The organism is Actinomadura montaniterrae (genome assembly GCF_008923365.1).
GTDB lineage: Bacteria > Actinomycetota > Actinomycetes > Streptosporangiales > Streptosporangiaceae > Spirillospora > Spirillospora montaniterrae.
Map to the genome: position 1 here is coordinate 1 of NZ_WBMR01000035.1, position 16142 is coordinate 16142.

Annotated in this window: 9 protein-coding genes; 6 read left to right on the forward strand and 3 right to left on the reverse strand. The window is 73.9% G+C overall.

Going from position 1 to position 16142, the window contains the following annotated elements; genetic code table 11:
- Together F9B16_RS15070 and lanL are read right to left on the reverse strand one after the other, a co-directional pair.
- A partial coding sequence (locus F9B16_RS15070; RefSeq protein WP_151540688.1) for a S9 family peptidase occupies nt 1-1671 on the reverse strand: 1671 nt, incomplete at its 3' end.
- Nucleotides 1668-4466 (reverse strand): class IV lanthionine synthetase LanL, encoded by a 2799-nt coding sequence (lanL, locus tag F9B16_RS15075; protein WP_192808795.1) that lies wholly within the window; start codon nt 4464-4466, stop codon nt 1668-1670. The genes lanL and F9B16_RS15070, both read right to left, overlap by 4 nt.
- A 773-nt stretch (nt 4467-5239) precedes the next feature.
- Between lanL and F9B16_RS15080 the strand changes: the two genes are divergently transcribed.
- The 5 genes from F9B16_RS15080 (at nt 5240) to F9B16_RS15100 (ending at nt 13067) form a co-directional block, all read left to right on the forward strand.
- Nucleotides 5240-6805 (forward strand): ABC transporter substrate-binding protein, encoded by a 1566-nt coding sequence (locus F9B16_RS15080; RefSeq protein ID WP_225991642.1) that lies wholly within the window; start codon nt 5240-5242, stop codon nt 6803-6805.
- Entirely contained in the window at nt 6806-7789 is a 984-nt protein-coding gene (locus F9B16_RS15085; protein WP_151540689.1) for an ABC transporter permease, read from the forward strand.
- The gene (locus tag F9B16_RS15090; RefSeq protein WP_151540690.1) at nt 7779-8657 is read left to right on the forward strand and encodes an ABC transporter permease; all 879 of its coding nucleotides are present in this window, start codon (nt 7779-7781) and stop codon (nt 8655-8657) included. Before F9B16_RS15085 ends, F9B16_RS15090 begins: the two co-directional genes overlap by 11 nt.
- The gene (locus F9B16_RS15095; protein WP_192808796.1) at nt 8654-10114 is read left to right on the forward strand and encodes an ABC transporter ATP-binding protein; all 1461 of its coding nucleotides are present in this window, start codon (nt 8654-8656) and stop codon (nt 10112-10114) included. Before F9B16_RS15090 ends, F9B16_RS15095 begins: the two co-directional genes overlap by 4 nt.
- A 118-nt stretch (nt 10115-10232) precedes the next feature.
- The gene (locus F9B16_RS15100; protein ID WP_151540692.1) at nt 10233-13067 is read left to right on the forward strand and encodes a glycoside hydrolase family 2 protein; all 2835 of its coding nucleotides are present in this window, start codon (nt 10233-10235) and stop codon (nt 13065-13067) included.
- Between the two features lie 68 nt (nt 13068-13135).
- Here F9B16_RS15100 and F9B16_RS15105 read toward each other — a convergent pair whose 3' ends face one another.
- Nucleotides 13136-15370: an arylsulfatase gene (locus F9B16_RS15105; RefSeq protein ID WP_151540693.1), complete on the reverse strand. Its 2235-nt coding sequence runs from the start codon at nt 15368-15370 to the stop codon at nt 13136-13138.
- Between the two features lie 89 nt (nt 15371-15459).
- Here F9B16_RS15105 and F9B16_RS53595 point away from each other — a divergent pair, with 89 nt between their 5' ends.
- Nucleotides 15460-16098: a TetR/AcrR family transcriptional regulator gene (locus F9B16_RS53595; RefSeq protein WP_151540694.1), complete on the forward strand. Its 639-nt coding sequence runs from the start codon at nt 15460-15462 to the stop codon at nt 16096-16098.
- Nucleotides 16099-16142: the final 44 nt, after the last annotated feature.

Below are 16142 nucleotides of genomic sequence, written 5' to 3' on the forward strand. Positions count from 1 at the left end.
CGGGCCGTCCGCCTCCGTGTCGCCGCCGGGCCGGGTGAGCCGCGCGACCCGGTCCCGGACGGGTCCGGGCGCGTCGCGGCGCAGGCCGGCGGCGGAGGTGAACGGGGCGAGCGCCACGCAGCCGGACCACAGGTCCGGGCGGTGGCAGGCGGCCAGCAGCGCGAGGAACGCGCCGTAGCTGCCGCCGAGCACCACCGGTTCCGGCAGCCCGGCGTCCCGCCGGGGCAGGGCGAGGCCGAGCGCCAGGTGGACGACGTCCTCCAGGTCGGGCCCGCCCCAGTCGCCGATGACCGCGCGCAGGTGCCGCTCGCCGTAGCCGGTGCTGCCGCGCTGGTTGGGCGCCACCACCGCGATGCCGGCGGCGGCGAGGTGCTGGAAGAGCGGGTCGAACTCGAACCGCCACGCCGACAGCGGGCCGCCGTGCAGCGCCAGCACCAGGTGCCGCCGCTCGCGCCAGCGCGGACCGCCGTAGACGATCGCCTCGATCGGCCCCGCGGGGCCCGCCAGCTCGACCAGCTCGGCGGTCCGCCAGGCGGCCGCGACGTCGGGCGCGCGCCGCACCGGCGCCCACCCCGTCCCCGGCGGACGGTGCGCCGTCGCCAGCGTCGGCGGCAGGTGCGGCGCCGAGAACCGCAGGTGGATGCGGTCGCCCGTCCACGAGGCGGGCGGCCCCGCCAGCCCGGGCGGGAGGGCCACCGGCTCGACGCCGTCGTCCGCCCGGGTGTACACGAGGAGCCGGGACGCGGCGCCCGCGACCTCGCTCAGCAGCAGGTGCGCGCCGGTGTCGTCGAAGGTCAGCGGGACCAGGCCGCCGTCCGGCCGGTTGAGCGCGGCGGGGAACCGGACGCGCCCGCCGCCGGGCGACCACAGCCCGATCCGCAGCCCGCCCGTCCACTCGGCGCCGGGGCGGCCGGTGGTCACCGCGAGGGTCCGCGTGCGGCGGTCGCACGCGACGATCCGGTCGGCCGTCGCGTCCGCCACCGACCAGACCCGCCGCCAGGAGCGGTCGCGCAGGTCGACGGCGATCCCGTCGGCGCGGTGGTCCGCGGTCGCCTGGTCGAGGGCGAGGGTGCGCCCGCCGTCGAGCCACACGCCGCCCGACAGCGCGCCGGGAACCGCCATGACCGGTTCGAGCGTGCCGGTGCCGAGCGACAGCTCCCAGATCCGCGACCGGTGCTCGTCCTCGACGGTGACGAGGACGACCGTCTGCGGGGCGCCCGGGCTCGCCAGCGCGTACCCGGCGAGCATCGACGGGACCCACCACGACCGGCCGACGGTCGTGCCGCCGTGCCCGGCCTGCGCCGCGACGACCGTCCCGTGGCCGGCGGGCACGCCGTGCGCGTCGACGCCGGGGCGCACGACGAGGAGGCGGCCGTCGGCCAGCGGCAGCGGGCGGCTGTGCCGGTCGACGGGCTCCCGGCGGCCGGGCCCCGAGGCGATGGTCCCGGCGCCGAACACCCGCCGGGACGGCACGGCGCGGGCGAGGTTCCACCGCTCCAGCGTCACGTGGTCGTCGACGGCGCTCAGGCAGGCCGCCCACCGGCCGCCGGCGGAGAAGGCGAGGCCGAACCGGCTCGGGATCCCCGGGAGGGCGGGCACGGCCGCGTCGGCCGTGCCGTTCACGGTGCCGTCCGGGGCGCCCTTCACGGTCCCGTTCGCGGGTGCGTTCACGGCGCCGACCCCCGCACGGCCGCCCCGGCCACCGCGTCCTCGGCCGCGCCCGCCGCGAGCGCGCCGTCCGCCATCCAGAGCCGCTCCGCGCCGTACCGCAGCCGGACCAGGAACGCCAGCACCCCGCTCAGGCCCTCGCCCCAGCTCATCGAGACGTCCCCGCGCTCGTCCGGCAGGACGATCCGGCCGTCGCGGTGCGCGCGGTTGGCGAGGATGATCCGGGCGAGCCGCCACGCGGCGGCCCGGTGCCGCGCGTCGCCGGTGATGCCGGCCATGTCGAGCAGGAAGTCGCCGTTGCCCGCGAGGCCGTGGCACTGCCCGAGCACCGCGCGCCACGACTGGTCGGTCACCGCGCGGGCGGCCAGGTCGGCCGCTTGCAGGAACCGCGCCTCGCCGGTGGCGGCGCCGAGCCGCACGAGGAACGTGCCGATGCCGGACGCGCCGTGGCACCAGTACGGCGCGGTGGGCGGGTCGCCGGTCCCGGCGCCCCACATCGCCGACCGGGGCGTGACGACCGCCGCGTCCAGCAGGCCGTCCCCGACCCGGACGGCCAGTTCCCGGTGCTCGGCGCGGCCGGTCGCCTCCGCGCAGGCGAGCAGGAAGTACCCGACGCCCGCGATGCCGTGCGCGAACCCGTAGTACGACTTGCCGGCCAGCTTCGACTCCACGTGCGCGGGCGTCCGCCAGACGAGCCCGTCCGGGCCCTCCTCGACCGACGCGGCCAGCGCGTCGGCGGCGGCCAGGGCGCGCTCGGCGAACAGCGGCCGGCCGGTCCGGGCCCAGAGGTGCAGGGCGGTCATGCCGATGCCCGCGGTGCCGTGCGTGACGTCTGGGCCGGGTGCGGCGGTGGGGAGCGCCTCCGCCACCGCGACCGCCTCCTCGACGAGGCCCTCGTCGCCGAGCGCCAGGCCCGCGTCGAGCAGCGCCCAGGAGACCCCGGCCGTCCCGAAGTACAGGCCGGACGGCCGCCGGGTGCCGTCCCGCAGGCGGTCCAGCATCCAGCGCGCCGCCGTGGCGGACGCGTCCGGGAGGCGCGGATCGTCGGTGTGCCGCATGTACCGCACCAGCGCGCCCATGCATCCCGCGGCGCCGTGCTGGACGCTGCACGGGTCGGGTGCGCCGTGTACGCAGGACATCGGCCACAGCGCCTGCGCCGACTCCGGTTCCATGGCGGCGAGCAGCCGGCCGGTGATGCCCCTGACGGCCTGCTCGCACGCCTCCCGCAGCCACGCGTCCGGCGCGACGTCGGGCACGGCGCCCGGCCCGGCGTCCCTGCCGCGCCGGACGGGGACGGGGGACGGCGCGCACGAGGCCAGGACGGAGCGGGCCCGCGCCGGGGTGCAGCGGCGTCCGGGGTCGTCCGCCATCAGCTCGACGAGCACCGCCTGGAGGGATTCCGGCAGGTCGAGGCTCTGGGTGCGGGCCGCGAGCCATTCGGTGAGCCGCTGCGTCAGCGGCCGGGGCCGCGGGTGCTCGTCCAGGAAGTAGGGCGGCCCGCCGGTGAGGACGTAGCACAGCGTCGCGCCGAGGCTGTAGTAGTCCGCCGTCGGGTGGGGCGGCGCGCCGTCGAACTGCTCCGGCGCGCTGAAGGCGGGGGTGCCCGCCCGCAGCGGCACCTCCTCGCCGCCGCCGGCCACGGCGGCCAGCTCCAGGTCGATCAGGACGGGCGCGCCGTCCGGGCGGACCATGACGTTGTTGGGGTTGAAGTCGCGCAGGACGAGCCCGGCGGCGTGCGCCTCGATCATCAGGTCGGCCAGCCGGCGCGCCATCTCGAGCGCGGGAGCGAGGTGCGGGCCCCAGCCGGCCTCGCGGATGGAATCGGCCGTCCATTCCCGCAGCGGCGTTCCCGGAATCATCTCCTGCGCGAGGAAGAGGTGCCCGTTCTGCGTGAACAATCCGGCCGGGCGGGGCGCGATCCGCCGCTCCCGAATCCGTTCGAGTGCGCGCGCCTCCGCGCGCAGCCGGTCGCGGGTGTCGCGGCCTTCGAGATCGGCGGCGACATGCGGCCGGGCTTCTTTGAGCACCACCGCGTCCCCGGTCCGGACGTCGGCTGCACGGTACACGCCGCCCTTGTTGGTGTGCCGGATCGCGTTCTTCACCGCGAAGTGCCCGCCGATCACGATGTCCTTTCGGGAACCGCCTTCCGCGCGGGTGACGCCGCTGCCGTTGTCGGGAAAGGGACAGCTGACCCACGGGGGAGGTGTGTAGCGGCCGACGCGCCGATCTTCGACCGGATTCCCCTCCGGGTCGATGATCATCCAGGCGTAGAAACCGTCATTGGTGAGCCGCCGGTCCTCGGTGAAAGCGCCGTAGCGGTAATGGACGAGGCTGCCGGGCGCGTAGGGCCGGTCGGAAAGGACGCGCGGGCCCGGCAGCCCGGCCGTCGCCTCGTGCAGGGCGGCGGCGAGCCGGACGGCCTCGTCATCGCTTTCCGGGTAGACGGTGATGAACTTGCCCGAATGGCCGCGCGGCGCGTTGCGCGCGTTGAGGGCCGCGACGTAGTCGGTCGTGGCGGCGAACTTGAACCCCGAGCCGGCCCGGAGCAGCACCTCCAGGCAGCGTCCGAGGACCTCGGGCGCCGCCGCGGGGGTGGCCGTGACGTGCAGCTTCCAGCCCTGCGAACGGCGGGGCGCCCCGTCCGGGACGGCCGTGCGCCACATGCCGGCCCGGCCGGTCCGCCACCGCTCGGGAGAGGGCGCCCGGCCGATCGCCGCCGCGAGGAGATCGGTGAGAGCCGTGTCCTCGTCCGCGGCCGCCGGGGCAGCCGAGAAGACACTGAAATTGAAATCCACCATGAGGATCTCCGCTCTCATTGCGCGTTTAGAGTGCCGCCCTACGCACGCAAAGATCGAATGCCGCCCTGATCGGGTTCGCCCGTTCCGGCGCCGGCCGGTGCTTCTCGGCGAACGGGAACACGTTAACCACGGAGTCGCCGATAAATCCAGCCGCTCGTTTTCTAAATCAAACCTATCTGGTTGGTCGGGAACATTCTTCGGTTCCATTGAGCCGGGTGACTCCTGTGACCGGTGTGACGGCAGAGGCGATCAACTGTCCGCAAGAGGACCACTTCAGGGCTTGACCGGGGTGCTTCGCGAACTTCGATCTCGACATGAAAGTCACGCCCGAGTTGCTGTCCGCTTTCGGCCGCGCGGCGCGGCGAAAGGGCAGCTCGGCGGGCCTTTTAGCGCACCACGCCGGGCCCTTTAGCGCACCACTGGGCGGGTGGAGTGCGGATCAACTCCCGGCGGGAAGCGCTTCCGGTGCCGGCCGAATGCAATTCTGCTGTCCGAATTTATCCGTATTGTCCACCTGGAGGCGGGGAGGCGGCCCGCGCGTGCCCTCTAATTGCGCTCGCTTCCTTCACCTTTCAGGGCGTTCGCGGGCCGACGGAAAGAAGGCTGGACCGCGCCAGGAAAGCGGATCCGCTGCGCCGCCCCCGAGCCCGCCGAGCCCGCCGCGCGCGTCCGGCCCGTCTCGGCCCGCTGGGGGCGGGTGCGGCGGTCCATGCCGGCCTCGGCAGTAGATGCATGTGGTTCGCTACTGCATAGAGTTTGCAATAATGCCCGGCATGGTGAAACGTCCGGTTATGGCGGTGATGGCCGTTGTCCTGGCGGCCGCGGTCGCGTCGGCGTGCGGGCAGGGGGACGAGCCCGCCTCGGGGAAGGGGGACGGGTCGCTCACCTACGCGATCGGGGACGAGCCGGAGACGTTCAACCCCGGCCTCCAGGACGAGCACACCGACCCGGTGACCGAACTCGTGTTCCGCGGGCTGACCCGGCACGACAGGGACAACAAGGTCGTCCCCGCGCTGGCGAGGTCATGGGACATCGCGCCCGACGGCAGGACCTACACGTTCGCGCTGCGGCCGGGCGTCACCTGGCAGGACGGGAAGCCGTTCACCGCCGACGACGTCAAGTTCACCATCGAGACCGTCCGCGACGCGGGGGCGGACTCGCCGCTGTCGCGCAACTTCACGATGGTGAGGTCGGTGGAGGCGCCCGACCCGGCCACGGTCCGGCTGAGGCTCGACGAGCCGTTCGCGCCGATGCTCGACGCGGTGTCGATGGGCATGCTGCCGAAGCACCTGCTCCAGGGGAAGAAGCTCACCGACCCCGGGTTCGGGCGGCGCCCCGTCGGGACCGGCCCGTTCACCCTCACCGCCTACAAGCACGGCCAGTACGCGGAGCTGACCGCGTTCGACGGCTACTACGAGGGCAAGCCGGGGCTGAAGAAGGTCGTCGTCAAGTACGTCCCGGACGACTCGGCCCGCCTGATCCAGCTCCGCAACGGCGAGGTGGACGCCGCGAACCTCGCGCCGCAGCAGGCGGGCAAGGCCGGCGGGCACCGGCTGGAGGTGTACCCGACCGCCGACTACCGGGCGCTCATGTTCAACATGAAGGACCCGGTGTTCGCCGACCGCCGCGTCCGGCAGGCGATGAACCACGCGGTCGACCGCGACGCCATCACCAGGAGCGTCGTCCTCGGCTACGGCACCCCGGCGAAGGGGCCGCTGGACACCGGCCCGTACGCCGCCGCCCCCGGGTTCGCGTTCGCCCCCGCCAAGGCGGCGTCGCTGATGAAGGAGGCCGGGTACGCCAAGAACGCCCACGGGTCGTGGGCGAAGAGCGGCAGGACGGTGAAGTTCGAGCTGACGACCTTCGCCGAGGACTCGCTGCGCGTCGCGATCCTGAACGTGTCCGCGACGCAGCTCAAGCAGCAGGGGTTCGACGTCGACCCGCGTCCTCGCCCGCGCGACTGGGTGCGCAAGCACTGGGGCGACCTGCAGGGCATGGTCGTCGGCTGGGGCACGCCCTATGACCCCGACTCCTCGGTGTACGGGCCGTTCGCCTCGTCGCAGGCGCTCGACAAGGGCGGCTCCAACTACGGCTCCTACAGCAACCCCGCCGCCGACGAGGCGCTGGAGGCCGGCCGCTCCACCCTCGACCCCGCCAAGCGCAAGGCCGCCTACACCGCGTTCCAGCAGGCGCTCCAGGACGACCCGCCGTTCGTGTGGATCTCCTACCTGAAGACCATCAACGCCGTCCCGAAGGACCTGACCGGGCCCGCGCAGCGCACGCTGGGCCACCACGGCTACGGGTTCTTCTGGAACGCCGAGACCTGGCGCTACAACTAGATGGCCCTGCGTGCGGTGCGCCGGCTGGCGACGGCGGCGCTGGTCGTCGCCGCCCTGTCGGTGGTGTGCTTCGGACTCCTGGACGCCGCGCCCGGCGACCCCGCGGCGTCCGTGCTGGAGGCGCGGTCGGGCGGGCGCCCGCCGTCCCCGGCGGCGATCGCCGAGCTGCGCGGCGAGATGGGCCTCGACGACCCGCCGCCCGTCCGGTACTGGCGGTGGGCGTCGCACGCCCTGCGCGGCGACCTCGGCACCTCGTACATGTCGGGACGGCCGGTCACCGAGACGCTGGGCGACACCGTCCCGTGGACGCTGCTGCTCACCGCGTCCGCCGTCCTGCTGAGCTTCGCCGCCGCGCTCGCCGTCGGGCTCGTCGCTGCGCTCACCCGGCGGGCGTGGCTGCGGCGCGGCATCGACCTGCTGCTGTTCGTGATGGGCGGCATGCCCGGCTTCGTCGTCGCGCTGCTGCTGCTGTACGCGTTCGCGGCGGCGACGCACCTGATGCCGTCCGGCGGCGTCAGCCGGCCGGGGGAGCCGGTCACCGCGTACGGGCTGCTCGCCCATCTGATGCTGCCGGCCTGCGCGCTCGCGTTCGGCCACCACTTCGGCGTGTACGTGCGGCTCGTGGAGAACGGCGTCGGACGGCTCCGGGACGCGCCGCACGTGCAGAACGCCCGCGTCCGCGGCCTGCCCCGGCGGACCGTCGTCGTCCGGCACCTGATGCGGCCGGGGCTGGTGCCGTTCACCGCCCGGCTCGGCGTCGGCGTCGGCACGCTGGTCGCCGGCGTCTACGCCACCGAGGTGATCTTCTCCTGGCCCGGGATGGGCCGCGAGGCGATCAGCGCCGCCCGCGCCCAGGACCACCCGCTGCTCATCGCCATCGTGCTGGTCACCGGCCTCATCGTGATCGCCGCGAACCTGGCCGCCGAGCTGATCGTCGCGGCGCTGGACCCGCGCGCCCGGACGGGACGTGCCGATGCCGCCTGACGCCCCCGCCTCCGCGCCGGCCCGCGTGCGCGGGCTGCTCGCCGTCCGGCTGTGGCCCCGCCGCCCCGCGCTGGCCGCCGCCGTCGCCGTGCTGGTGGCGCTGGTGCTGCTCGCCGTCCTCGCGCCGCTGCTCACCTCCCTCGACCCGGTCGCCACCGACACCTCCGCGACGTCGCTGAAGCCCGGCTCGCCCGGCCACCCGCTCGGCACCGACCTGCTCGGCCGCGACCTGTGGACCCGGATGCTCTACGGCGCCCGCACGTCCCTGCTGGTCGGGCTCACCGCCGCCGCGATCACGGTCGGGCTCGGCGTGCTGATCGGCGGGCTCGCCGCGATCGCGCCGCGCTGGCTCGACGGCCTCATCGCCCGCACCGCCGACGTGCTGCTCGCCCTGCCGCTGCTGGTCATCGTGCTCGCCCTCGCCGCCGTCGCGGGCCCGTCCCTCGGCCTGGTGGTCGCCGCGATCGCGCTGACGAGCTGGATGCCGGTCGCGCTCATCGTCCGCGCCGAGCTGCGCGGCCGCCGCGAGCGCCTCTACGTCCGCGCCGCCTACGCGCTCGGCCTGTCCCGGTGGCAGGTGATGTGGCGGCACCTGCTGCCCGGCGCGCTGCCGCCCGTCGCGTCCATCGCCGCGTTCGAGGTCGGGCACGCCGTGCTGACCGAGTCGACGCTCAGCTTCCTCGGCCTCGGCGTCCCGCCGAACCGGCCGAGCTGGGGCAACCTGCTCACCGAGGCGCAGTCGCACCTGCTCACCGGCGAGTGGTACACGGTCGCGATCCCGGCGGCCGCCGTCGTCGTCACCATCGTCGCGGTCAACGCCGTCGCCGGCGCGGTGGCCGGCCCCTCCGGCGAAGGCGGGACGTGGTGACCTCCAGCGGCCTGACGATCACCGGGCTCACCGTGGACGTCCCCGGACGCCGCGTCGTGCACGGCCTCGACCTCGCCGTCCCGGCCGGGCGCGTCCTCGCGCTCGCCGGGCCGAGCGGCGGCGGCAAGACCCTCACCGCCCGCGCGATCGCCGGCCTGCACCCGCACGGCGGGACCGTCCTGGTCAACGGCCGGCCTTCGGTGCGCGGGCGCGACGTCGGGTACGCCTTCCAGGACGCGCTCGCCTCGCTCAACCCGACCGTGACCGTCCGGCGGCACCTCACCGAGACCGTCAAAGCGCACGGCACAGGCGACCCGGGCGCCGCGCTGGCCCGCTTCGGGCTCGACCCGGCGCTGGCCGCCGCGCACCCGTTCGAGCTGTCCGGCGGGCAGGCGCAGCGCGTCGCGCTCGCGCTCGCCACCGTGCACGGGCCGCCCGTCCTCATCGCCGACGAGGTCACCACCGCCCTGGACCCGGTCACCCAGGCGGCCGTGCTCGACCTCGTCCGCGCGGAGGCCCGCGACCGCGCCATCCTGCTCATCACCCACGACCTGGCCGCCGCCGCCCGCTGGGCCGACGACATCGCCGTCATGCGGGACGGCCGCATCGTCGAGCAGGGGCCCGCCGATCGGATCCTCGCCGACCCGCAGAGCGACCTGGCACGGGGCCTCGTCGCGGCCGCCACCGCCGCACCCGTCGCGGCGGAGGCGCCGCCGGGCGACGGCGAAGCCGTGTCCGTCCAGGGCCTGCGGCGCGTCCTGCGGTCCCGGCGCCGCACGACCGTCGCGCTGGACGGCGCCGACCTGGCGGTCCGTCCTGGCGAGGCCGTCGCGATCGTCGGGCGCAGCGGCTCGGGCAAGTCGACGCTGGTCGGTGCCCTCGCCGCCCTCGACCGTCCCGACGCCGGCACCGTCCTGCGCGGCGGCCGGGACGTCTGGGCGCTGCGCGACCGCGACCGGCGCGCCGTCCGCCGCCGGACCGGCCTGGTCTTCCAGGACCCGCTCGCCTCCTTCGACCCCCGGCACACCGTCCGGCAGGCCATCGCGGAGGCCGGTCCCTACGACGACGACCTGCTGCGCTACGTCGGCCTCGACCCCGCCATGGCGGCGCGACGTCCCGCCACGCTGTCCGGCGGCGAATGCCAGCGCGTCGCGATCGCCCGCGCGCTCGCGCAGAAGCCCGACGTGCTCCTCGCCGACGAGCCGACCAGCGGCCTGGACGTCCTCACCGAGGACCGCGTCCTGCGGCTGCTGACCGGCCTGCGCCGCGACCACGGCATCACGATCGCCCTGGTCACGCATGACCTGCGCGTCGCTCGCCGCGTCGCGGACCGGGTCGTCGTCCTGCACGCCGGACGGATCGTCGAGGACGTGCCCGCCCGCGCCCTCGACGACGCCCGCCACCCCGAGACGAGGCGGCTCCTGGACGCCACCGCCCTCACCGGAAAGTGGGCCTAGCACTACCCCCATTGACGTCCTGGCCCTACGGCCCGGCGGGTGCCCCCGGCACGAGCATGAAGGCACACCAGCCGCCGGGAAGCGCCCGGCTCCTGCCGCACGAAGGAGTGACGGACACATGAGCGGGTCCAGGACTCGAACCACGGCGCTGTGCGCCGCGCTCGCCCTCGCCGGGACGTTGGCCCCCGCGATGCCGGCCCACGCGTTCACCGGGCACGGGAAGACCGCCGGGCACCGGTCCGCCGCGCAGCGGATCCGGTCCTCCGGGACGACGGAACTGACCTCCGGCTGGGCGATCCGGTCGTCCGCCGACACCCGCGACACCGGCGCGGAGATCTCCAAGCCGGACTACTCCACGAAGGGCTGGCTGCCGCTGTCGCGGCCCGAGACGCTGATGGCGGGCCTGCTGGAGAACGGCCGCTACCCGAACATCTTCGACAACGACAACATGAAGAAGGTCCCGGCCGAGCAGTTCGACGCGAACTGGTGGTACCGCGAGCAGCTCACCGTCCACCCCCGCAAGGACGGGCGCACGTTCCTGGTGATGAACGGCGTCTCCGGCAAGGCCGACCTCTGGGTCAACGGGAAGAGGATCGCCGAAGGCGCGCAGCTCCAGGGCTCGTACGCGCGGCTGGAGTACGACATCACGCCCTACGTCAAGGACGGCGCGAACGCGATCGCGCTCGACGTCTCCCGCAACGACGAGGACATCACCAAGTTCGACACGCCCATGCGGTACCTGACGCAGAACCAGGTCGACTGGAACCCGATGGCGCCCGACCAGAACACGGGGCTGCAGTACGCGCCGCAGATCGTCCAGGAGGGCCCGGTCTCGGTCCGCAACGCGCACGTGCTGCAGGACGACGCCGCCGACCTGTCCACCGCCGACCTGACCGTCAAGGCCGACGTGCGCAACAACACCGGGACGCCGCAGCGGGTGACCGTGTCCGGGACGATCACGCATGGCTCCACCCGCATCGCCTGCAAGGCGACCGTCACGGTGCCCGCGCACGCGACCCGCACCGTCACGATCACCAAGGCGGACTGCCCCGGCCTGCACCTGAAGGACCCGGCCGTGTGGTGGCCGTACCAGATGGGCGACCAGCCGATGTACCACCTCGCGCTCGACGCGTCCGTGGACGGGACGGTCTCCAGCACCGCCGCCGAGGACTTCGGGATCCGGACGGTGACGTCCCGGCTCACCAAGCCCGTCCCCGGCAAGACGCACGGCAAGGACGGCTACCGGCAGTTCATCGTCAACGGCAAGCCGCTCGTCATCCGCGGCGCCGGATGGTCGCCGGACCTGTTCCTGCGCTACTCGCCGTCCAACGTCGCGAACCAGATCTCCTACATCCGGAACATGGGCCTCAACGCGGTCCGGTTCGAGGGCAACTTCCCGCCGGACGACATGTTCGCGCAGCTCGACCGGGCCGGCGTCCTCGCCATGCCGGGCTGGCAGTGCTGCGCGCTCTGGGAGAACAAGTCGTCGACCTGGTCGAACGACGTCAAGGCCAACGCGTCCAACCAGGCAGGCACCATGGCGGAGCGGCTCCGCGACCACCCGAGCGTGTTCACCTTCTTCCAGGGCAGCGACGACGCGCCCGACCCGGAGAAGGAGGCCCTCTACCTCAAGGCGTTCGAGAAGGCCGACTTCCGGCTCCCGCAGGTCGCCGCGGCCGAGTACAAGTCGTCGCCCAAGCTCGGGCCGGCCGGCACCAAGGAGGGCGGCTACAACTACTTCCCGCCGAACGCCCTGTGGAACAACAAGCGCGAGACCGTCAACACCAACGACCCGACGCTCAGCATGACCGGCAGCGCCTGGGGCTTCGACACCGAGGTCAGCACCGGCAACACCATCCCGACGCAGGACTCGCTGAACCGCTTCCTCAGCGCCGCCGAGCAGAAGAAGATCTGGGACCCGGCGACCGCGCAGGGCCAGACCGCCGGCCAGGACATGTACCACACGTTCTTCTACTCCGACTACACGCGCCTGTCCCGCATGGGCGTCTACAACACCCCGCTGTGGCACCGGTACGGCCCCTGGAAGGACGCCGGTTCGTACCAGAAGACCGTCCAGCTCGGCCAGTACGAGGTGACGCGCGCGCAGTTCGAGTCGTACATCGGCAACTCCACCGACAAGGCGAACCCCAGCACCGGGATCATCTACTGGATGCTGAACAAGGCGTGGCCGTCGCTGCAGTGGAGCATGTACGGGTCCGACTTCGACCAGCCCGGCGTCTACTTCGGCGCCAAGAAGGCCAACGAGCCCGTCCACGTCATGTACTCCTACGACGACGACTCCATCAAGGTCGCCAACCTCACCGGCGCCCGCCAGGACGGCCTGCGCGCCACCGCGCAGATCATCGACCTCGACGGCAAGGTCCGCGCGACCGCCAGCGCGCCCGTCGGGACGCTGGGCAGCCAGGACGTCCGGACCGTCCTGCACCCGAAGGTCCCGGCCGGGATCTCCAAGACCTACTTCGAGAAGCTCACCCTCACCCGCGGCTCCGAGGTCGTCAGCCGCAACGTGTACTGGCTGTCGACCAAGGCCGACCAGGTCGACTGGCCGAAGACCCACGCGCCCGGCAAGTACACCCCGTCCAACGGGTTCGCGGTCTTCCAGAAGGACGGCTACGCCGACCTGACCGGCCTGCGCTCCCTCAAGCCCGCCGACATCAAGGTCCAGGCCACCACCCGCCGCGAGGGCGGCGAGATGGTGACGAGCGTGACCGTCCGCAACGTCGGCCACGGCGGCGCCCCGGCCCTGTTCACCCGCGCGGACCTGTTCGCGGGCGGCAAGCAGGTGCTGCCGATCCGCTGGAGCGACAACGACGTCACGCTCTGGCCGGGCGAGCAGCAGACCATCACGGCCCGCTACTCCGCCACGTCCGGTAAGCCCGACGTCCGCGTCAACGGCTTCAACGTCCCCGAGCAGACCCGCCACGCCGGCTGACCCCGGCACGCCGGCTGACCCCGGCGCGAAGGCCGGACGGGCACGCCGCCCGTCCGGCCTTCGCGCGTCTAGTCGCTGTGCAGGGCGGTGCGCAGGCCGTCCTGCGGGGCGGGGGCCGCGACGGGCGCGGTGTCGATCTCGATCTGGTGGACGGTGCCGTTCCAGCGGGCCGGGGGCCGGTATCCGTCCTCGACGGGCAGCCCGGCGTCGTGGCCGATGCGCAGGCCTGCGCCGCCGTGCTGGAACGCGACCGGCCACTCCCCGCCGAGGGCTCCGGACGCGATCTCCTCGCCGTCCAGGAGCAGCGTGATCGTGCCGCCGTGGACGCGGACGCCGATCCGGTGGCGGCCTTCCGGCAGCGGATCGGTGGCGGTGACGCGGTCGAGGTCGCCGGCGCGGGAGCACGCGAAAGCGAGCCGGCCGCCGTCCGCGCGCAAGACGAACCCGCCGATGCGGTCGCCGAGCGCGCAGACCACGCCGTCCGCGCCGCCGTCCGCGACCTCGGCGTCGGCCGTCAGCGTGAACCCGCCGGTCAGCAGCGGCAGCGACTCGTCGTGGACGGGCTCGCCGCCCGGCCAGTACACGGCCCTGCTCGGCAGCCCGTACGGCGGGAGGACCATGTGCGCGAGGCGGTCCTGCAGCGAGTCCTGCAACGGCAGCACGTTGTTGCGCTCCGCCTCGTCCGCCCACCGCGCCTCCAGGTCGGCGACGATCTCCGGATGCTCGGCGGCGAGGTCGACGGCCTCGGCGAAGTCGGCGGACAGGTCGAACAGCGACCAGCGGTCCGTCGCGAAGTCGCGGCTGCCCCGGATCAGCCGCTCCTCGTCCAGGACGCCGCGCGAGACGTGGTCGGTGGTCGCCTTCCAGCGGCCGTGGATGATCGACCGGGAGCCGAGCATCTCGAAGTACTGCGTCTCGCGGGGCGACGGCGCGTCCGGGTCGTCGAAGGTGGGGACCAGGCTGCGGCCGTCGACGGGCTGCTGCGCGACCCCGTCCACGACGTCGGGTGCGGGCACGCCGCACGCCTCCAGGATCGTCGGCATCAGGTCGACGGCGTGCACCACCTGCCCGCGGATCCCGCCGCGCGCGGTGATGCGGCGCGGCCAGTGCATGATCAGCGGGACGCGGGTCCCGCCGAGCCAGGTGTAGCGCTTCCACAGCCGCAGCGGCGTGTTCCCCGCCCACGCCCAGCCCCACGCGTAGTGGGGATAGGTCTCCGGTGAGCCCCACGCGTCGAGCGCGGCGAGGTTGCCGGAGTGGGTGTCGCCCATGCGGGCGGAGAAGCGGTGCTCGTTGGGGGTGCCGAGTTGCCCGCCCTCCGCGCTCGCCCCGTTGTCGGACATGACGACGATGAGCGTGTCGTCCAGCCGTCCGATGTGCTCCAGGAAGTCCAGCAGCCGGCCGATCTGCGCGTCGGTGTGGGTGAGGAACCCCGCGTACACCTCGTGCATGCGGGCGAACACCCGCCGCTCGCCGGCGCTCAGCGCGTCCCATTCCTGGATCCACGGCGGACGCTCGGGCAGCACCGTGCCCGCCGGGACGACGCCGGACGCGACCTGCCGCGCGAAGACCTCCTCCCGCCAGCGCTCCCAGCCGTGGTCGAACCGGCCCCGGTACGGCTCGGACCACTCGGGCGCCACGTGGTGCGGCGAGTGCATCGCGCCGAACGGCAGGTACAGGAAGTACGGCTTGTCCGGGGTCGCGTGCTTCTGGTCGAGGATCATCCGCTGCGCGGTGGCGACGAGGTCCTCGCTGAGGTGGTAGCCGTCCCCGGGCCCGGCGGGCGGCTCGACGTAGTGGTTGTCGCTGACCAGCCACGGCGCCCAGTGGTTCGCGTCGCCCTGCAGGAAGCCGTAGTAGCGCTCGAAGCCGGCCCCGAGCGGCCACGTGTCGAACGGCCCCGACGCCGACCGCTCCCAGCGCGGCGTCAGATGCCACTTCCCGACGGCCATCGTCGAGTGCCCGGCATCGCGCAGGACGCGGGGGAGCGGCGCCGCCGACCGCGGGATCCGCGCGGTGTATCCGGGCTGGTCGACCGGCAGGTCCACCAGGAACCCCATGCCGACCGCGTGGTGGTTGCGGCCCGTCAGCAGGCTCGCGCGCGTCGGCGAGCACATCGCGGTGACGTGGAAGCGGTTGTAGCGCAGGCCGCCGGCGGCGAGCCGGTCGACGTTCGGCGTCGCGACGTCCGACCCGTACGCGCCGAACTGCGCGAACCCGAGGTCGTCCAGCACGATCACGATCACGTCCGGCGCACTGCGGGAGGCGCGGGGCCGTGGGGGCGCGGCGCTCGGTTCGGGCATGGGGGGCTCCTTCCGTGGTAGCGCCGATTAAAGCACACGCGTTAAACGTGGGTTTTGCGTTGACCGGCCCGGCCCCGCAGACTGGACGCGTGCCCGCAGCCGACACCCGGACCCGCCTGATCGAGGTCGCCGAGCGGCTGTTCGCGGAGCGCGGCGTCAACGCCGTCTCCCTGCGCGAGATCGCCGCCGCCGCCGGGCAGCGCAACACCTCCGCCGTCGCCTACCACTTCGGCACGAAGGAGAAGCTGGTCACCGCCATCTACCGGCACCGGCTGGCGCCCACCAACGAGCTCCAGCTGCGCCGGCTCGCCGAGGTCGACGACCGCGGGCGCGGCAAGGACCTGCGCGCCCTCGTCGAGGTGTTCGTCCGGCCGATGATCGAGCGGCTCGGCACCCCGGACCGTCCGAGCTGGTTCCTGCGGTTCGTCGCGAACGCCCTGTACGTCGAGAAGATGGCGCCCTACGATCTCGGCGCCGAGGACTGGACCCGCGCCCTGGACCAGCTCCACACCCGGATCAGCGCCTGCATCGACGAGCTGCCCGCGCCCGTGCGCGCCCACCGGCTGGACTTCTTCGTCGGCCTGTTCCTGCACACGCTCGCCAACCACGAACGGCAGGTCCAGGCCGGCCGTCCCGCCGACGCGGAACTGCTCGCCGCGGACCTGGTGGACGCGGGCGTCGCCATGCTGACCGCCCCCGTCTCCCGCGCGGCCCGCGACCACCTATAACCACCGCCCGCACCCTCGGGCTCGCCGGGCAAGCCGGAGGCCAT